Source organism: Acidisphaera sp. S103 (assembly GCF_009765975.1).
Taxonomy (GTDB): Bacteria; Pseudomonadota; Alphaproteobacteria; order Acetobacterales; family Acetobacteraceae; genus Rhodopila.
In genome coordinates this window covers 322,100-340,064 of the sequence record NZ_LMUJ01000060.1, presented here as the reverse complement: position 1 = coordinate 340,064, position 17,965 = coordinate 322,100, and the positions used below count along the sequence as shown (strand labels likewise).

Genomic DNA, 17,965 nt, shown 5'->3' with positions numbered 1-17,965 from the left:
TATCACGATAGGATCGGACCATGCACATTCCATTCGAAAACAGCTACGCCCGCCTGCCGGACCGGTTTTATGCTCGTTTGGATCCGGAGCCGGTGGCCGCCCCGAAGCTGATCCGTGTGAACGACGCTTTGGCGCGGGACCTGGGGATCGATCCTGATGCGCTGGCCTCACCGGATGGGGTTGCAGTCCTGGCTGGCAATTGCGTGCCGTCGGGGGCGGAGCCGATGGCTCTGGCCTATGCCGGACATCAGTTCGGGCATTTCGTGCCGCAACTCGGCGACGGTCGTGCCAACCTGCTGGGCGAAGTCGTGGGGCGCGACGGCATCCGCCGTGACATCCAGTTGAAAGGATCGGGCCCGACGCCGTTTTCCCGCCGGGGCGACGGACGAGCAGCGCTGGGACCGGTGCTGCGCGAATATCTGGTTAGTGAGGCGATGGCGGCGTTGGGCATTCCTACCACGCGGGCGCTGGCCGCAGTCAGCACCGGCGAGTCCGTGTGGCGTGAGACGATGCAGCCCGGCGCGGTACTGACCCGCGTCGCGGCCAGTCATATCCGCGTCGGCACCTTCCAGTATCTCGCCGCCCGAGGGGATGAGGCAGGTCTGCGACTGCTCGCCGAATACGCGATCGCTCGGCACTACCCCGATGCCGCGTCAGCGGCGGACCCGTTTCGGGCGTTCCTGGACGGTGTTGTCGGCCGGCAGGCGGACCTGGTGGCGCGATGGCTGCTGGTCGGCTTCATCCATGGCGTGATGAACACCGACAACTGCGCCATATCAGGTGAAACGATCGACTACGGGCCGTGCGCCTTCATGGAGGCGTACCATCCCGGCACCGTCTTCAGCTCGATCGATCATCACGGCCGCTACGCTTACGGCAACCAGCCACGCATCGTGCTGTGGAACCTCACCCGGCTGGCGGAATGCTTGATCCCGCTGCTGGCTGGCGGCGAAGAGTCTGCGAAGGAAGCGCTGACGGCGTTCGCGTCCCGCTTTGAGGCCAGCTATCTGGGCGGCCTGCGCCGGAAAATCGGTCTGCTGACGGAACAGCCGGGTGACGACGACCTGACGGGGGACTGGCTGAAACTGATGGCGGCGGATGGCGCCGATTTCACGCTCACATTCCGGCGCTTGTGCGCGGCGGCCGAAGATGCGGCGGTAGAGGCTCCGTTCAAGGATGCTGCCGCTTATGATGCGTGGGCGGTTCGCTGGCGTGCCCGGTTGGCCGCGGAGGTAGCGCCGGCGGCAACGATGCGTGCGACCAATCCGGCCTTCATCCCGCGCAACCATCTGGTGGAAGCGGCCATTGCCGCCGCGGTCGAACGTGCCGATTACGCACCGTTCGAGGAACTGCTGCGTGTCCTGTCCCGGCCCTACGACGATGACCCCACGTTCGAACGTTACACCCTGCCCGCTCGGGAGGAGGAGCGGGTGTTACAGACGTTCTGCGGTACCTGAGGGTAAGTGTCAGGCGGCGAAACCGCTACGCGCCAGTATGGCGTCGATCAATTCCTGGGTGGCCAGGGCTTCCTCCGCCGGTACCGCCGGATCGCGTCCGGTTACGATCGCATCCAGGAAGTCGGCCAGTACGGCGCAGTGCGCATCGTTGGGGAAATCCATGATGTTCGCGCCGCTGCCAGTGCGTTCCCCGGCATCCAGCATTTCCTGCCGTCCGTCGAGGTAATCCACTTGCAGGCTACCGCCGGCCAGCACAGCGGCGCCTTTCGTTCCGAAGATTTCGATACGTTCCGGCCGCCCCGACGGGAAGGCGGTGGTGGCAGCCAGCATGCCCGGTGCGCCGTTGCCGAGGCGGAACTGGGCGGTGACGTAGTCCTCGGTTTCCATACGATGCAGCTTGGTGGTGGTGGCCATCGCCGACACGACCTCGGAAACGCCGACCAGGGAGCGGAACAGGTCGATCGTATGGATCGCCTGGGTCAGCAGCACGCCGCCGCCATCACGCGCCAAGGTGCCGCGTCCGGGTTCGTCGTAGTAGGCTTGCGGGCGCCACCATGGCACCGTCACCCAACCCGCAGCCAGTTCACCCAGGGCGCCGTCTGTCAACAGCGCGCGCAGGCGCATAGCACCCGGCCGGAAGCGATGCTGCAGCACCACGCCGACGCGCAAGCCGGCGGCCCGGCCGGCGGCAACCAGAAGCCGCCCCCGTTCGACGGAGCGTTCCAGCGGCTTTTCCACCAGCACATGCTTGCCGGCGGACAGGCAGCGTTCGGCCAGTTCCAAATGCGCGCCGGGCGGCGTCAGCAACAGCACGGCCTGGACGGCCGGATCGGCGATTGCCCGGTCCAGATCGGTGGTGATGGGGAAGGGATAGCGGGAAGCCGCTGCTTCGGCCCGGACCTGACTGCGCGTGACAGCCCAGCGGACCTCCACCCGGTCGGCCAAGTCCAGCAGGCTTTGCGCGTGTGGCTGGGCCGCCGGCCCAAGACCGATGACGGCGATTCCAGTGCGGCTCATGCGACGGGTCCCGGGTTGGGCACGCCACCAGGCAACACGACGTGGCGGGCCTGCGCCTGTGCCTGCAACGCGAGGCGGCATACGGTGAACACATGCTGTTGCGGCATGGCGGTAGCCGAACGGTCCCGCACATCAGCGGCAAACGCTCGGAAATAGGTCAGTGGCTCGCCGGAACAGTCGATGTGGCGGGTGCCGGCGTTGTTGACCAGGAACAGATGGTCGGTGCCGGGGCGGCCCTCGACGTCGATGTATTTGCGCAGCTCGATCGTGCCCTCGGTGCCCAGCACGACCAGTCGTCCATCGCCCCAGGTCGCCAGCCCGTCCGGCGTGAACCAGTCCACCCGCACGTAGCCGCGCGCACGCTCACTGCTCAGCACGATTTCGCCGAAGTTTTCGAAGCCCAGCGCCGGCAGATCGCCGAAGCTGCCGGTCGTGCTGCTGGTTATTTCAGTGTGTTCGGATCCGGTGAACACCAGGAACTGGTCGATCTGGTGGGAGCCGATGTCGCACAAGATGCCGCCATGCGCGTCCTTCTCGAAGAACCAGGCCGGGCGAATCGCGCGGTTCAGGCGATGCGGCGCCAAATTGACGGTCTGGACTACACGGCCGATCTCACCGGCCTCGACCAGGCGCAGCGCGGCGCCGACCGCGGGCACCTGGAAGCGCTCCGAGAAGCAGATCGAGAAGATGCGGCCGGTTTCGGCAATGACCCGCTCCAGATCGGCAAGCTGGGCCAGCGTGGTCACGCCGGGCTTGTCCGACATGACGTCCTTGCCGTTGCGCATCGCCGTCATCGCCAGGGCCGCTCGGTCTCGTGGGATGGCACCGATGACGATGACGCCGATCGAGGGATCCTCCAGCAGCGTATCACGGTCGGTGACCGCCGGCAGGTCGGGGAACCGATTTTGGAAGCCCTGGAGCACGCGCGGATCGGAGGTCTCCGGCCAATAGCCAGCGCACGTCATGCCGGCGGCGATCAGCTCCTCTGTCATTTCGTAGACGTGGCGATGGTCGAGGCCGATTACGGCGAAGCGGGTCATCGGGTTACCTCTGTGGTATCGCGTGATTCACGCCTTCTGGCCTGCGGCCTCAGGCGATCACGGTCCAACAGCGTGCTACCAGTTCGCCGTCGCCGGATGGAGATTGAATGCTGAATGCCACCGCGGGGAACTGGTGGAGCCGAGGGGAATCGAACCCCTGACCTCCTGAATGCCATTCAGGCGCTCTCCCAACTGAGCTACGGCCCCGACCGGTGGAGGCAGGGGGTATAGCCACGTCGTTCCACCGGATCAAGGGCAAGTCTGCGGAAAAATTCGAAGATGTTGCAGCCAGGGTCAGCGCCGGCGGAATACCCAATACAGCGGCTGGCGCCCGGCGCGCAGGGCCTTGGCTTCGTATCGGGTCGATGGCCAGCCGTCCGGTCGAGCCGTTGCCGGTTCCTCGGTGTCGAACGATGTCTGTTCGGCCATCACGTCGCGCACCCAGGCTTGGTACGTGGGATCGTCACTGGCCACCCGCCATGTGGCCCCGGGCTTCAGCACGCGCGCCAGCAACGGCAGCGTCGCCGGGTGGACGAAGCGGCGCTTAGCATGCCGAGCCTTCGGCCACGGGTCGGGGAACAGCAGGAACAGGCGGTCGAGGCTGGCGTCCGGCAGGGTCCGCAGCAGGACGCGTGCATCGTCGGTCCACAGGCGCAGATTTGGGGGCAGCGGCGCTAGCGCCTCATCGCCTTCCGGCACCAGTGCGGACAGCAGGGAGCAGATGCCGTTCTCAAACACCTCGCAGGCGATCAACGTCGCCTCCGGATGCGCCCGCACTTGCGCCAATGCGTGTTCGCCGCCGCCGAAGCCGACCTCCAGCCACAGCGGGCCGGAGGGCAGAACTTCGGCCAACGCGAGCCGAGGCAGCGTTACCTCCAGCAGGCGTTCCTGGCGCGGCCGCAGCTTGTGGCCACGGGCGCGCCCGTACAGGCGATCCGGCGGTGGCTTGGCGGTTGTGGGATTTATCGGCCGAACGCCGCCTTCAGCGCCGGCACCAGATCGGTCTTTTCCCACGTGAAGGTGCCCTTTGCCTCGTCCGGCTCGCGACCGAAATGCCCATAGGCCGAGGTCGGCACATAGATCGGCCGGTTCAGGTGCAGATGCTCCCGAATGCCGCGCGGCGACAGGTTCATCACGTCGCGCAGCGTCTTCTCCAGCCGGGTTTCGTCCACGTCCTTGCCGGTGCCCTGCAGGTCCACATAGACCGACAGGGGACGCGCAACGCCGATGGCGTAGCTGATCTGCAGGGTGCAGCGATCCGCAAGGCCAGCCGCGACAACGTTCTTCGCCAGATACCGGCAGGCATAGGCGGCGGAGCGGTCGACCTTGGTCGGGTCCTTGCCGCTGAACGCGCCGCCGCCGTGCGGGGAGGAGCCGCCGTAGGTATCGACGATGATCTTCCGGCCAGTCAGGCCACAGTCGCCATCCGGACCGCCAATGACGAAATTGCCTGTGGGATTGACGTGGAATTCTTCCTCGCTGCACATCCAGCCGCGGGGCAGGACGCTTTCGACCAGCGGCCACAGCAGGCGCTTGATCTCGCGCTGTTCCAGACCGGCTTCGTGCTGGGTGGACACCACGACCGAGGTGGCACCGACTGGCTTGCCATCGACATAGCGCAGGGTGACCTGGCTTTTGGCGTCCGGCAGCAGCCCCTTCACCGACCGATCGCCGGCCTTCCGCAGGTCGCGGATCGTGCGCAGAATCTCGTGCGAATAATAGAGTGGCGCCGGCATCAGCGTGTCGGTTTCCCGGCAGGCATAGCCGAACATGATGCCTTGGTCGCCGGCGCCCTCATCCTTGTTGCCCGCGCTGTCGACGCCCTGGGCGATATCGGAGGACTGCGAGTGCAGGTGAACCGCGACGTCGGCGTTGGCCCAGTGAAAGCCGTCCTGCTCATAGCCGATGTCGCGGATCGCCATGCGGGTCAGGTGGGTGAGCAATTCCGGCGTGACCGTCTCCGGGCCGCGGGTCTCACCGGCGAGCACGACGCGATTGGTGGTGACCAGGGTTTCGCAGGCGACGCGGGAGTAAGGATCGGCCGTCAGGAAGGCATCCAGCACCGTGTCGCTGATCCGATCCGCGACCTTGTCGGGATGGCCCTCGGATACCGATTCCGAGGTAAAAAGATATTCGCCCGTGTCCCGCATGGGTTATCTCTCGCGTCTCGATAGGTTATGGCCAGCCAAAAAAGGCGGCTTTCGGCGGAGTGCCGAAGTCGGCGGTGTGTGACCGAAAGCGCCGCCAGGGTCAAGCTTCCTGGCCCGCCTTTAGGCCATGCCGAGGACGTCCATCATGGAATACAGGCGGGGCGGTTGCGATACCGCCCACAGCGCCGCCCGTACCGCGCCGGTCGCGAAGGTGCGGCGGTCGAAGGCCCTGTGGGTCAGCACGATGTGTTCGCTGCCGGCGGCGAAGATCAGGCTGTGTTCCCCCACCACCTGGCCGCCACGCAGGGCGGCGAAGCCGATGGCACCCGTCTTGCGCGCACCGGTATGACCATGCCGGCCGCTTTCCATCACATCGTCCAGCTTCACCCCTCGGCCCTTGGCGACCGCTCGGCCCATGCCGACGGCGGTGCCGGAGGGGGCATCCACTTTCTGGCGGTGATGCATTTCCACAATCTCGGCGTCGTAGGCGTCGGCGGGCAGGGCGGCGCCCATGCGCTCGGCCAGCGCCAGGACCAGGTTGACGCCAGCGGAGAAGTTGGAGGCATAGACGACCGGAATGCTTTGGGCCGCGGCCTGGACCGCGGCTTCGTCGGCGGCGGACAGTCCGGAGGTACCGAGGACCCATGCCTTGCGGGAGTCCACCATGATTCGGGCGTTGGCCTGTGCAGTGGCGGCGTTGGTGAAGTCGATCACGACGTCGCAGGTCGCGGCTAGAGCCGCGAGGTCGGGATTGGTCCGGCTGGTACCACCGGCCAGGGTGGCGCCGGCGGCGGCGATTTCCTCGGTCAGAAGCTGCCCCATGCGGCCGGTGATGCCGGCGATGCCGATGCGTGTGGTCATAATCCCGTTCCCCCTGGTCACCGAAGGTCAGAGCCTGTGGGCCGGCGGGCCGCTTGTCCAGCCGTCGTTGGACGCCGACCTGACGGTGTCACGCGAGCCTGATGCACGCGGCTATCGGACGGACATCAGGGTCGGCGGCGTAGAGGTCGCGACCCTTAATATCAAGGGTGAAACGTTACACCCGGACTGGAACGACACGATCTGACGCGGTCGTCCTTGGGCATCGCCTTACGGCAGCAGCACCGTGCTACCGGTCGTCTTCCGGGTCTCCAGCGCGGTGTGCGCCGCGCCGGCGTCTTTCAGGGCGAACGTCTGATTGACCCGGATTTTCACCGCGCCGCTGCCGACCACATCGAACAGGTCGGCGGCTACGCTCTCCAGATCGCTCCGTTTCGCCGTGTAGGTCACCAAGGTCGGCCTTGTCAGGAACAGGCTGCCTTTGGCGGCCAGCAATCCCAGATCGACAGGCGGTACCGGTCCCGAGGCGCTACCATAGCTGGCCATCAAACCCAGCGGCGCCAGGCAGTCGATGCTGGCCAGGAATGTGTCCTTGCCCACACTGTCATAGACCACGGGCACCATCGCCCCCCCGGTGATCCGCTTGACCTCGGAAACCAGCGTCGCATGCCCGATAACCGTGTGCGCGGCACCGTTCGCGCGGGCCAGTGCCGCCTTCTCCTCATTGGAGACGACCCCGATCACGGTGACGCCGAGGTGCTTTGCCCATTGGCACATGATCAGCCCGACACCGCCGGCCGCCGCATGCACGACGATCGTATCGCCGGATTTCACCGCATGGGTGCGGCGCAGCAGATATTGCGCAGTCATGCCCTGCAGCATCATCGCGGCACCCGTCTTGAAGTCGATGTTGGCGGGCAGCTTGACCAGGCGATCGGCGGGAATCGCTCGCTCCGTTGCGTATCCGCCCAATGGACCAGCATACGCCACACGGTCGCCGACGGCGACGTTGGTGACGTTGGCACCGACGGCCAACACCGTGCCGGCGCCTTCCTGGCCGATGACCAGCGGCAGGTTCGGTGCTTTGTACAAGCCTGAGCGAAAATACACGTCGATGAAATTAAGGCCGATTGCCTCGTGCTTGATCAGCGCCTCGCCGGGGCCGGGTTCGGGAGTCGGGACGTCTTCCCATACCATGACCTCCGGGCCGCCGTTGGCGTGTATGCGGATTGCCTTTGTCATATCGTGTCCCTATGCGGCGAGTGGTTCAGAGCAAAGTGCGATGTGGATTTTCCAAGGCCAGCAGCCAGCGCTTGGTTGGCAATCCGTCACCGCCGGAGTAGCCGCCAATGTGTGTGGCCGCAACAACCCGATGACAGGGTATGATCAGAGGGATCGGATTGTGGCCGTTGGCCTGCCCGACGGATCGTGCGCTGCCGCCCGCTTTCGCGGCGATATCCTGGTAGCTGCATGTCTCGCCATAGGGAATGCCGCAAAGCGCCTGCCAGACTCCGCGACGGTAGGCTGTACCGGCGGGTGCCAGCGGCAGGTCGAATTCCTTGAGATCGCCATCGAAATACGCATGGAGCTGCGATCGTGCCCGATCGAGGACCGGCGAAGATGCCTGATCCGGCACCCAGCCCCAATCCAGCGAGACGATCGCTCCGTCTTCCTCGAAGACGGTGATGTCTCCCACCGGCGTGTGAAGCGAAAGCTGCGGCACGGACAATGTCCCAGATCGAAGGCCAGATCGAAAGAGCGGATGCGAAACCGGCTTAAGGGGGCTGTCAAGAGTGGCACCGTCACAGCCGGTTGGCGCCTGGCACCCACAACACGTCGGTGGCGGCATTTTCGTTGAGTACGCGGGCGAGAACGAAAAGATGGTCGGACAGTCGATTCAGATAGCGCTGGACTGTCGGATTGACGCCGGTGACCGCCACCACCGTTCGCTCCGCCCTGCGGACGGCGACGCGTGCCATGTGGGCGAAGGCGGCCGCATCGGTACCGCCGGGCAGGATGAAGCTTTTCAACGCCGGCAGGGTCACGTTCATTTGCTCGACCTCGGCTTCCAGGCGCGTCACGGCGGCGTCGGTGACGCGTAGCCGGTCTTCATCGAGTCCGGGCACACACAGATCGGCGCCGACATCGAACAGATCGTTTTGCACCCGGGCCAGCATCGTGTCTTCGATCGCCCGGGATCGCGTATGGATGCGCAATACCCCGATGGTGGCGTTGGCCTCATCGACGGCACCCATCGCCTCGATCCGCGGATCGGCTTTAGAGATTCGGGTGCCGTCACCCAGGGATGTCTCGCCTTTGTCGCCACCCTTGGTCACCACCCGATCGATACGCACCATGAGACGACTCCTTAACGGGGTTCGAAAATGAACTCGAACGGAAAATCGAACGGGACGGCGTGCCCGTCCTTCATCGCCGGGTGGAAGTGCCATTTGCGGACCGCGGCGACGGCGGCCTGATCCAGTTGGTCCACCCCCGAGCTTTGCTGCACATCGACACCGGTGGCGAAGCCATTTTCCGACACGTGGATTACGACGACCACCGAACCGTGCTCGTTGTGCAGTTGTGCTTCGATCGGGTAGGTCGGCGGCCTGTTCTGGAACCTGTCATCAGGCGAGGCCGGCAGAATGCCCAGGCCCATCGCGAGCGGGTCAGTTCCGCTTTCGGTGCTCGTGAGGTCGAAGACGGGCGCTTCCTGCGGTGGTGGTGGCGTCGGTTGCGCCTCGATCGGTTTCGGGGTGGGGCGGGGGTCTACCTTGGCTGGCTGTGATGGCGGCTGTTTGGCCGGTGGAGGTACCGTTTCGTTACCATGCTCGGTGACCGGCAGCGCCGGAGTGACCTTTGGTGCCGGTGTCGCGACCGTTTGCGGTTCCGCTTTCGGTGCCTCGGTCTTCGGCGTCTCCGCTTTCTCTACGGGCGTCGGCTGGCGATCGATCGGCGAGCCCGCAACGCTGGCGCCGACGCCTTCTCGCTTCACCATCACCAGTTCGACGGTGCCCCGTTCCGTTGGCGCCGCTTCTCGCGGCAACACGCGCGGCAGGAATACAATAAGAAGCGCGGCCACGAGATGAAGGCCGACAGACAGCAAGACCGCAATCGACAGAAAGCGCCGGCGGGGCGATGCCAATGGCACCACCTGCAGTCGTCCAGCCGCGAACCCTCGTGCCGAAATCGTCTATCGTCCCGTCATGCTTAGGCGCTTATGGGGTTCCATGTAGCTGGACCAACCGGGTTTTGATACAAGGAGCATGCTGGTTTCGCGACTTCGACAAGCGCGGTAATCTGTATCCCGAGATGGAAACGCCACCCAAGGACATCATCGACGCGCTGGATCGGATGCACCTGCTGAAAGGTGCTGATCCGCGCGGGCAACCGCTGACCGGTGGCGTGTCGTCCGACATCTGGCGGATCGACCTGCCAGGCGGGCCAATTTGCATCAAGCGGGCGCTGGCGAAGCTGCGGGTCAACGCCGACTGGCAGGCGCCGGTGGAACGCAACCTCTACGAGGCGCGCTGGATGCGGGTTGCCAACGCGGTGGTGCCAGGTGCCTCACCCACACTGTTGGGGCAGGATGAGGTGACGGGCACGCTGGCGATGGAATATCTGCCGGCGGAGCGATATCCGCTTTGGAAAGCGCAGTTGCGGGACGGCGTGGTGGACGTCGGCTTCGCGGCCTCGGTCGCCCGTACACTGGGGCGGATCCATGCGGCGACGGCGGTGGATCCGTCGTTGGCGGCGGCGTTTCCGACCGATGGGATTTTCCACGACATCAGGTTGGAACCGTATCTGACGCAGACCGGGCGGGCGCACCCCGACCTGGCGGACCGGATGCAACGGCTGATCGAGACGACTCAGCGCAACAAGCGCGCGTTGGTGCATGGCGATGTCAGCCCGAAGAACATTCTGTGCGGGCCGGATGGTCCCGTGTTCCTTGATGCCGAATGCGCGTGGTGGGGTGATCCGGCGTTCGACCTGGCGTTTTGCCTGAACCATCTGATGCTGAAGTGCGTTTGGGTGCCGGCCGTTCGGGGGGGCCTGTTGGACAGTTTTCGGGCAATGACGGTGACGTACCTGCCGCTCGTCGGGTGGGAACCGGCGGCTGCCCTGGAAACCCGAACAGCGCATCTGCTGCCGGCATTGTTTTTGGCTCGGGTGGATGGGAAGTCGCCGGTCGAGTACATTACGCGGGAGGCTGACCGTGACAGGGTGCGTGTGGTCGCGCGCCGCCTGTTGGCCGATCCGCCCGATCGGCTGGCCGATGTAGCCCGAACCTGGAAAGAGGAAATTGCCGCATGACCGATACGACGATCGCCTACGTGCATGCCCGCAGGGTGTGGGATAGCCGCGGACGCCCGACGGTCGAGGCGGACGTGCTGCTGGAAGGCGGCGCGGTGGGACGGGCGATCGCGCCTGCCGGCGCCTCGACGGGATCGGGTGAGGCACTCGATCTGCGCGATGGCGGGACGGCGTTTGGCGGCTACGACGTCACCAAGGCCGTGGGCAACGTGAACACGATCATCGCCCGGGCCGTCGCCGGCATGGATGCGGCGGACCAGGAAGCGCTGGACGAGCGCCTGATCGAGCTGGATGGCACGCGGAACAAGACCCGCCTCGGGGCGAATGCGACGCTGTCGGTGTCGATGGCGGTTGCGCACGCCGCGGCCGGGGCGCTCGGGGAACCGCTGTATCGCCATCTGGGCGGGGTGGACGCGACGCTGATCCCGTTGCCGCAGATCCAGATCTTCGGCGGCGGCGCGCATGCGGGCCGACGGGTCGACATCCAGGACTTCATGATCATGTGCCCGGCGGCCGAGACGTTTGCCCAGGCGCTGGATTGGACGGCCGAGGTCTATCGTGCCGCCGGCAAACTGATGGAAGCGGCTGGCAGCCTGGCAGGGGTCGCCGATGAGGGTGGCTGGTGGCCGTCGTTTTCCAGCAACGAACAGGCGTTGGACACGCTGGTCTCGGCGATCGAGAAAGCCGGATTCCGGCCGGGCGAGCAGGTCGGTATCGCGCTGGATATCGCGGCGTCGGAATTCGGCGGGAAAGGCCGCTACAAACTGGCGCTGGATGGCAAGGACCTGAGCACCGAGGGCATGATAGACCTGCTGACCGGGTGGATCGGGCGATATCCGATCCTGTCGATCGAGGACCCGCTGGCGGAAGACGATTTGGACGGGTTCGTCGCGTTCTCGCGCGCGGTCGGTGGCAAGGTGCAGATCGTCGGCGACGATTTTTTGGTCAGCGATGCGGACCGGGTGCGCGATGCGGCGGCCAAGAGCGCGGCCAACACGGTGCTACTGAAGCCCAACCAGCGCGGCACCCTGACCGAGACGTACGATGCCAGGCGGGCGGCGGCGGAGTGCGGCTATGCGATGATCGTGTCGGCCCGGTCTGGGGAGACGGAGGATGTGACGATCGCGCACCTCGCCGTCGGCTGGACCGCCGGGCAGTTGAAAGTGGGCAGTTTTACGCGCGGCGAGCGCATGGCCAAGTGGAATGAGATGCTGCGGATCGAGGAAGCGCTGGGCGGCAAGGCGAAGTTTGCCGGTGGGTCGGTGTTGGGGCGATCCGCCGGATGAAGGTCGTCTTCCACGCCTCCGCCGGACCTGATCTGGCGGGCCGGCTGTTTCGGCTGCCCGGTCTTGATGTGTCGGTGTGCCGGGAAGACGATACCGATGCGCTGTTCCGGTTGCTGCCGAACTGCGACGTTCTCTGGCACGTGCTGCAACGCTGCACCGCCGAGATGATCGCGGCGGCTCCCGGGCTGAAGCTGATCCAGAAGATCGGGGTGGGCGTGAACACGATCGACCTGGAGGCGGCGAAGCAACGGGGGATTCCCGTCTGTAACCTGCCCGGGACCAACGCTCGGGCTGTCGCGGAGCTGGCGCTGGGTTTGATGCTGTCGGTGCTGCGGCGCATCGCCAGCTTCGATCGGGGGTTGCGGGCGGGTACGTGGACGGACGTCGCCATGCAGGACGGCCTTGGTGAATTGGGCGGACGGACGGTAGGGCTGGTCGGGTTCGGGGCGATCCCTCGGATTTTGGCGCCGATCCTGGCGGCGATGGGGTGCCGGGTGATCTACACGGCGCGCACCCGGGTGGACGATCCGGTCGCTGCCTACCGGACGCTGGATCAGCTTCTGGTGGAGGCTGACGTCGTCAGCCTGCATCTGCCGCTGGTGCCGGAAACCGAACATGTGATTGATGCCGAGGCACTGGGACGCATGAAACCCGGCGCCATTCTGATCAATACCGGACGCGGAGGCCTGGTCGATCCGGCGGCGCTGGTCGCCGCCTTGTCGTCCGGCCGGATCGCCGGTGCTGGCCTGGATGTTTTTGAGACCGAACCGCTGCCCGCCGGCGACCCGGTCCTGCTGCTGCCGAATGTCGTGGTGACGCCGCATGTCGGCTGGCTGACGACCGGGACGTTCGATCGCAGTTTTCTGCTTGCGGCAGAGAATTGCCGTCGGGTCGCCTCCGGCGATCCGCTGCTGAATCGGGTGATTTAGCGGCCCGCCGAGGATGCAACACAGCAAACGCTTGACCGCGACTGTCTTGTTGCGCATTTTCCCGCCCCTCTTCGGCGCCCATATAAGTGAGTGCCCTTTTAAGGATCAGGCTGATGGCCAAGTCGAACACCGTTCAGATCAAACTTGTATCCACGGCGGATACCGGCTTCTTTTACGTGACGAAAAAGAATGCGCGCGCGCAGACGACCAAACTGGAGCTGAACAAGTACGATCCCGTGGTCCGGAAGCACGTCCCGTTCAAGGAAGCCAAAATCAAATAGCTTCGGCGATTCGGGCCATTTCGACACGGTTCCGGCCATTCCGCTTCGCGTCGTAAAGTGCGGTGTCGGCGGCCTGTAGCAGCACCTCGGGCAAAGCGGCGGTGATCGAGGTGCATGCCACGCCGACGCTCACGGTCAACGGTATGCGCATACCCGCCGTCGCATTGAACTCGATCTCCTGGATTGCCAGCCTCAGACGCTCCGCGGCGGCGGCGGCTTCGGCCGGACCCGTGCTTGGCATGACGACGACAAACTCCTCGCCGCCATAGCGCGCCACGGAATCGAACACCCTGGTATTGACCCGCAGCGAGTCGGCGATCAGCCGCAGCGCCCGGTCCCCCGAGGCATGGCCATAGCGGTCGTTCACCGATTTGAAGTGATCGACGTCCACCATCAGAACCGCCAGTTGCCGTCCCTGGCCACTATCCATCAGGCTGCTGAGGTGACGCCGCAGATATCGCTGATTGTATAAGCCGGTCAGCGGATCGGTCAGCGCCATTTCAAGCGCCGTGCCCAGATCCGACCGCAACCGGTCCTGGTAGAATTTCCGGCGAACCTGGTTTCGTGCGCGAGCCCGCAGCTCATGCGGGTCGATGGGCTGTACCAGCCAGTCGTTCGCGCCAAGTTCGAACCCACGCAGGATGCGATCTTTCTCGCCTGGCTCACCGACCAGCAGCAGGGGTGTTTCGTGCGTCGCGTCGGACGCTCGCAGCATCGAAACCAGTTTCAGCGGATCTTCGTCCGCCAACGACAGGTTTATGACCAGAAGGTCGAAATTGACCGCGGCGGTCATCCTGGTCGCCTCGGTACAGCCGCGGGCATAGGCGGAAATCACGCCGTCACCAGCCAACGCGTCCTGGATGCTTTGTGCGCTTTGGTCCCAATCATCGACCACCAGCGCCCGCGCGCCCGCGATCGAGGGGATCAGCACCCGGTCGGTACTCAAGCCGAGGGCCCGGGCGGTATCGCCGCGGGCACGCCATTCGTCGAGGAGACGCTTAAGGCGCACCAGGCTGCGCACCCGCGCCATCAGCGTGTCGTAGTCAACCGGCTTGGTCAGGAAATCGTCGGCGCCCGATTCCAGGCCACGCAGCCGCTCCCCGGGTTCACCGAGTGCGGTCACCATAACAACCGGGATGTGCAGTGTGACAGCGTCGTCTTTCAACTGACGGCAGCACTCATAACCATCCATACCGGGCATCATCACGTCCAGCAGGATCAGGTCCGGCTGCCAATCACGGGCGATCTCGAGTGCTTCGAACCCGTCACGGGCGGAGCTGACCTGATAATATTCGGCGGCGAGCTTTGCTTCGAGCAAGCGCGTGTTCGCAGGCATGTCATCCACGATCAGAATGCGCGCGGTCATTCGGTGCCTGAACTTGCCTCTAGCTTTATGTCGTTAACGAATTGGTCACGATGGCGACAGCTTATAACCGACCCGCTCGCCAGATCAAAGGAATCCCCAAAAGCGGCATCGACACGGCCGATAGCGCGACGGAACTTTCGATTGTATCTAATTTCAGTGTTGTGCTCAATTTTCGCCAAAAATAATGAATAATCGCTGGATGCAGGAAATATCATAAAAATGGATAGCAAGCAGCGCGCGTTTGACTGAGGGGTTGCCTTGCGACGCAAGTTTCGCGGCTTTATCAATCACCAATTCCGGCATGTTCTTCCACCGATGCTTGGCGAATCCCGCCGCATGGGATCGATCGTTCCTTCTTAAGACATGTCCTGCCAACGAATCGTCCACTTGGCGGGGGTATGATCTCCCACGTAACGCTGACTTGTGGCATTCACGCAGCATGATCGGCGCTTCGTCGCCCTGAGGTGTCGAAACGCCGATCGCCCAGCGCGATCACGCCCTATCGTGGCTGAAACTGGGTTTTGCCGAACATGATTTCACGTTCCGCGTCGGTCATTTGCCCGCGGCGCTGATTTTCGGACAGAACTTCCACCCCGCGCCGCACGGCCGGACGGGACGCGATGACGTCGTGCCAACGCTTGACGTTGGGATAGTCGGCCAGGTCGATGTTCCGGCGCTCGGGATTCCGGATCCAGGGGAAATTGATGATGTCGGCCATCGTGTAGTCGGGACCGGCGAGGTATTCGGACTCGGCCAGACGCTTGTCCAGCACGCGGTGCAGGCGTTTCACTTCGTTGGTGTAGCGCTCGATGGCGTAGGGGATTTTTTCGACCGCGTAATTCGCGAAATGGTTGTACTGGCCGAACATCGGGCCGGTGCCACCCATCTGGAACATCATCCATTGCAGGCAGGTATACCGTCCGGCGGGATCGGTGGGGATGAGCTTGCCGCCGGTCTTTTCCGAGAGGTAGATCATGATTGCCGCGGACTCGAACAGCGTGAGCGGCTTGCCGCCGGGCCCGTCCGGATCGACGATGGCGGGGATGCGGTGGTTCGGCGTGATCGCCAGGAACTCCGGCTTGAACTGGTCGCCTTTGCCGATGTTGATCGGGATGACTTTGTAGGGGAGGCGGAGTTCCTCCAGGGCGATGTGGACTTTATGGCCGTTCGGCGTCGGCCATGTCCAGACTTCGATCATCGTCATCTCCCTTGATTGGTGCGTTAGACGCACCATCGCGCCTTGGCGGGTTCGGGTCAAAGGGCGGCGTCCGTGCCTGGCCGAAATTTGCATTCAACGTCGTCGGTGAACTCTGTCGGGCACCGCGATCGATGGGTGGCCTGCTCGCTGTCGCCATTGCGCGGTGCCCGCACGTTTCGATGATGGCCACCAACGGACGGTGGCGTCAGCGCCAAATTCTTTATCCGATTTCCCTGCCGAATGCCCCTTCCGCCCGCAGTTGCTCGATTGCCTCGCCTGCCAGCCCAAGCCGATCGGCGAGCACCGATACCGTGTCGGCCCCTAACCGGGGTGCGGACGTCGCCGCCACCCCGCCGCCCTCGGCCAGCTTGAAGGGTGTCCCGACCAGATCGCGGTCAACCCCCTTGGCATCCCGCGCCGTTACCCGCATGGCATTGGCTATGACCTGCGGATGCGTCATCACCTGATCCACGGTATGCAACGGGGAGCACGCGACATTCCGGGCCTCGAACCGTTCCGCCCAATAGGCGACAGGGCGGCGCCCGAACCGGTCCTCCAGCATCGGGATCAGCACGTCGCGTTGCTCGACCCGGGCGACGTTGCCGTGGAACCTGGTGTCGGCCGCCAGTTCCGGCCAATCCAGCGCCTCGCAGAACCGGGTCCAGGCCCCGTCGTTCGGCGCGCCCGCCAGCATGAATCCGTCCTGGCAGCGGAACGCCTGATACGGCACCAGATGTCCGCTGCCAGACCCTTGCGGCACCGGCAACACCCCTGACTGCATCCACGCGACCGCATGATACCCCAGCAGGGCCACCGCGGTTTCCAGCAGCGATCCCCGCACCCAGGTCCCTCGTCCCGTCACCGTTCGGGCCAGCAGTGCGGTGACGATGCCGGCGTACAGCGAAATCCCCGTGGACATGTCGATGAACGACACCCCGCAGCGAATTGGCGACCCACCGGCGGTTCCGGTGGTGGACATTACCCCGGCGAACGCCTGTACCATCAGGTCGTAGCCACGCTTGTCCGCCAATGGTCCCTCGGCGCCGTAGCCCGAGATCGTCGCCACGATCAGCCTTGGATTGCCCGCGCGCAACCGCTCCAGGCTGATGCCCAGCCGATCCGCCGTATCGGGCAGGAAACTATGGATCAGCACGTCGGCGTCCGCGGCCAGCCGCAACAGGATATCCCGAGCGGCTGGTGTCTTCAGGTCCAGCACGAGGCCACGCTTGCCACGGTTAACGGAGGCGAAATTGGCGCTGTGTCCGTCAGGCCCATGCGGCGGCCAGCCCCGATTTTCGTCGCCACCTGGACTTTCGACCTTAACCACGTCGGCGCCGAAATCCGCCAGCAGTTGGGCGCAATGCGGGCCGGCGAGAACGCGGCTGAGATCGACAACGCGGATGCCATCCAGGACTTTCATACGGTTGTTTCCTCGGTTTATGCCAAAAGCCTGCCGCAACGATGCACGGAGAAGCCAGGATGAGCGAATCGATGGAACGGGCGCACGAGACGATCGAGGAACACGCCCATCACTCCGACCCCTGGGCGCGCGGCGTGGCGATCCTGGTGTCCGTTCTCGCCGCGGTGCTGGCGCTGTCGGAGATTGGCGGCAAGGCGGCGCAAAACGCCTATCTGACGCATCACGTGGCACTGTCGAACGACTGGGCGTTCTATCAGGCCAAGAACCTGCGGTCGGTGGTACGGACCTCGGAGGCCGACCTGCTCGCCAGCCTGCCGAACGCCGCCGACCCGGCGATCATGGCTCGCATCAAGGAAGCGAAGGATTACAGCGCGCGGATGCGCGACGATCCGCAGGGCGGCGAGGGCATGAAGCAACTCGCGGACAAGGCCAGCGCGGAAGAAGCCGATCGGGATGTGGCGGAACATCGCTACCACAGCTACGAATACGCGGTGGGCGCGCTGGAAATCGCCATCGTCCTGGCATCCGTTTCGATCGTCACGCGGATGCGTGCGCTGACCTTTGGTGCCGGGGCCATCGGCGTGCTTGCCGCTGCCGGAGCACTCGCGGTCGCCATGCACCTGCTGTGAGCTTATTGACTTTTCGGGAGAAAAACTGTTTGTGAATCACGTTCCGATGAAAGTGATCC

General features: G+C 64.7%; 20 protein-coding genes and 1 tRNA gene. 7 read left to right on the top strand and 14 right to left on the bottom strand.

Annotated features, from left to right (window positions below):
* The first annotated feature begins 20 nt into the window (after positions 1-20).
* Positions 21-1,457 carry a YdiU family protein gene (locus GSQ89_RS20490; RefSeq protein WP_158928606.1) on the top strand — a complete coding sequence of 479 codons (1,437 nt, stop codon included), beginning with the start codon at positions 21-23 and terminating at the stop codon, positions 1,455-1,457.
* 9 nt (positions 1,458-1,466) lie between these two features.
* On the opposite strand, the gene GSQ89_RS20485 is transcribed toward GSQ89_RS20490, so the two are convergent.
* The 6 genes from GSQ89_RS20485 to dapB form a co-directional block, all read right to left on the bottom strand.
* A complete protein-coding gene (locus GSQ89_RS20485) occupies positions 1,467-2,474 on the bottom strand; it encodes a Gfo/Idh/MocA family protein (protein WP_158928604.1) in 1,008 nt (335 codons plus the stop codon).
* Positions 2,471-3,514, bottom strand: coding sequence for a Gfo/Idh/MocA family protein (locus tag GSQ89_RS20480; RefSeq protein WP_158928602.1), 1,044 nt, complete (start codon positions 3,512-3,514; stop codon positions 2,471-2,473). The genes GSQ89_RS20485 and GSQ89_RS20480 overlap by 4 nt, the downstream gene beginning before the upstream one ends.
* A gap of 131 nt (positions 3,515-3,645) precedes the next feature.
* A tRNA-Ala gene (locus tag GSQ89_RS20475) sits at positions 3,646-3,721 on the bottom strand.
* An 87-nt stretch (positions 3,722-3,808) separates the two neighbouring features.
* Positions 3,809-4,480 carry a tRNA (guanosine(46)-N(7))-methyltransferase TrmB gene (locus GSQ89_RS20470; protein ID WP_158928754.1) on the bottom strand — a complete coding sequence of 224 codons (672 nt, stop codon included), beginning with the start codon at positions 4,478-4,480 and terminating at the stop codon, positions 3,809-3,811.
* Positions 4,477-5,664 carry a methionine adenosyltransferase gene (gene metK, locus GSQ89_RS20465; protein ID WP_158928600.1) on the bottom strand — a complete coding sequence of 396 codons (1,188 nt, stop codon included), beginning with the start codon at positions 5,662-5,664 and terminating at the stop codon, positions 4,477-4,479. Before metK ends, GSQ89_RS20470 begins: the two co-directional genes overlap by 4 nt.
* 120 nt (positions 5,665-5,784) lie before the next feature.
* Positions 5,785-6,525, bottom strand: a complete 741-nt coding sequence (dapB, locus tag GSQ89_RS20460) for a 4-hydroxy-tetrahydrodipicolinate reductase (protein WP_158928598.1) — start codon at positions 6,523-6,525, stop codon at positions 5,785-5,787.
* Here dapB and GSQ89_RS20455 point away from each other — a divergent pair.
* The gene (locus tag GSQ89_RS20455; RefSeq protein ID WP_158928596.1) at positions 6,512-6,730 is read left to right on the top strand and encodes a hypothetical protein; all 219 of its coding nucleotides are present in this window, start codon (positions 6,512-6,514) and stop codon (positions 6,728-6,730) included. The genes dapB and GSQ89_RS20455 overlap by 14 nt on opposite strands.
* A 23-nt stretch (positions 6,731-6,753) precedes the next feature.
* On the opposite strand, the gene GSQ89_RS20450 is transcribed toward GSQ89_RS20455, so the two are convergent.
* From GSQ89_RS20450 to GSQ89_RS20435, 4 genes are all read right to left on the bottom strand, one after another.
* Entirely contained in the window at positions 6,754-7,725 is a 972-nt protein-coding gene (locus GSQ89_RS20450) for a quinone oxidoreductase (protein ID WP_158928594.1), read from the bottom strand.
* Positions 7,726-7,750: 25 nt separating this feature from the next.
* Positions 7,751-8,206, bottom strand: a complete 456-nt coding sequence (locus GSQ89_RS20445; RefSeq protein ID WP_174254898.1) for a methylated-DNA--[protein]-cysteine S-methyltransferase — start codon at positions 8,204-8,206, stop codon at positions 7,751-7,753.
* 79 nt (positions 8,207-8,285) lie between these two features.
* Positions 8,286-8,840 (bottom strand): cob(I)yrinic acid a,c-diamide adenosyltransferase, encoded by a 555-nt coding sequence (locus tag GSQ89_RS20440; protein ID WP_158928590.1) that lies wholly within the window; start codon positions 8,838-8,840, stop codon positions 8,286-8,288.
* Between the two features lie 11 nt (positions 8,841-8,851).
* The gene (locus tag GSQ89_RS20435; protein WP_158928588.1) at positions 8,852-9,628 is read right to left on the bottom strand and encodes an energy transducer TonB; all 777 of its coding nucleotides are present in this window, start codon (positions 9,626-9,628) and stop codon (positions 8,852-8,854) included.
* Positions 9,629-9,735: 107 nt separating this feature from the next.
* On the opposite strand from GSQ89_RS20435, the gene GSQ89_RS20430 reads away from it, so the two are divergent.
* The 4 genes from GSQ89_RS20430 to rpmG all read left to right on the top strand — a co-directional run bounded on the left by GSQ89_RS20430 (position 9,736) and on the right by rpmG (position 13,293).
* The gene (locus tag GSQ89_RS20430; RefSeq protein ID WP_216856295.1) at positions 9,736-10,797 is read left to right on the top strand and encodes a phosphotransferase family protein; all 1,062 of its coding nucleotides are present in this window, start codon (positions 9,736-9,738) and stop codon (positions 10,795-10,797) included.
* Positions 10,794-12,083, top strand: coding sequence for a phosphopyruvate hydratase (gene eno / locus GSQ89_RS20425; RefSeq protein ID WP_158928586.1), 1,290 nt, complete (start codon positions 10,794-10,796; stop codon positions 12,081-12,083). Before GSQ89_RS20430 ends, eno begins: the two co-directional genes overlap by 4 nt.
* Positions 12,080-13,012 carry a D-isomer specific 2-hydroxyacid dehydrogenase family protein gene (locus GSQ89_RS20420; protein WP_158928584.1) on the top strand — a complete coding sequence of 311 codons (933 nt, stop codon included), beginning with the start codon at positions 12,080-12,082 and terminating at the stop codon, positions 13,010-13,012. Before eno ends, GSQ89_RS20420 begins: the two co-directional genes overlap by 4 nt.
* Before the next feature lie 113 nt (positions 13,013-13,125).
* A complete protein-coding gene (gene rpmG, locus GSQ89_RS20415; RefSeq protein ID WP_104519101.1) occupies positions 13,126-13,293 on the top strand; it encodes a 50S ribosomal protein L33 in 168 nt (55 codons plus the stop codon).
* Here rpmG and GSQ89_RS20410 read toward each other — a convergent pair.
* The 4 genes from GSQ89_RS20410 to GSQ89_RS20395 all read right to left on the bottom strand — a co-directional run bounded on the left by GSQ89_RS20410 (position 13,286) and on the right by GSQ89_RS20395 (position 17,277).
* Entirely contained in the window at positions 13,286-14,659 is a 1,374-nt protein-coding gene (locus GSQ89_RS20410) for a PleD family two-component system response regulator (protein ID WP_158928582.1), read from the bottom strand. The two genes, rpmG and GSQ89_RS20410, sit on opposite strands and share 8 nt — an antisense overlap.
* Before the next feature lie 165 nt (positions 14,660-14,824).
* Complete coding sequence (locus GSQ89_RS20405; protein ID WP_158928580.1) at positions 14,825-15,034, bottom strand: hypothetical protein; 210 nt, start codon at positions 15,032-15,034, stop codon at positions 14,825-14,827.
* A gap of 124 nt (positions 15,035-15,158) precedes the next feature.
* Positions 15,159-15,857: a glutathione S-transferase N-terminal domain-containing protein gene (locus tag GSQ89_RS20400; RefSeq protein WP_158928579.1), complete on the bottom strand. Its 699-nt coding sequence runs from the start codon at positions 15,855-15,857 to the stop codon at positions 15,159-15,161.
* 220 nt (positions 15,858-16,077) lie between these two features.
* On the bottom strand, positions 16,078-17,277 hold the full coding sequence (locus tag GSQ89_RS20395) for a CaiB/BaiF CoA-transferase family protein (RefSeq protein WP_158928577.1): 1,200 nt from the start codon (positions 17,275-17,277) through the stop codon (positions 16,078-16,080).
* A gap of 59 nt (positions 17,278-17,336) precedes the next feature.
* Here GSQ89_RS20395 and GSQ89_RS20390 point away from each other — a divergent pair, with 59 nt between their 5' ends.
* Positions 17,337-17,906 (top strand): DUF4337 domain-containing protein, encoded by a 570-nt coding sequence (locus GSQ89_RS20390; RefSeq protein WP_158928575.1) that lies wholly within the window; start codon positions 17,337-17,339, stop codon positions 17,904-17,906.
* Positions 17,907-17,965 lie beyond the last annotated feature (59 nt).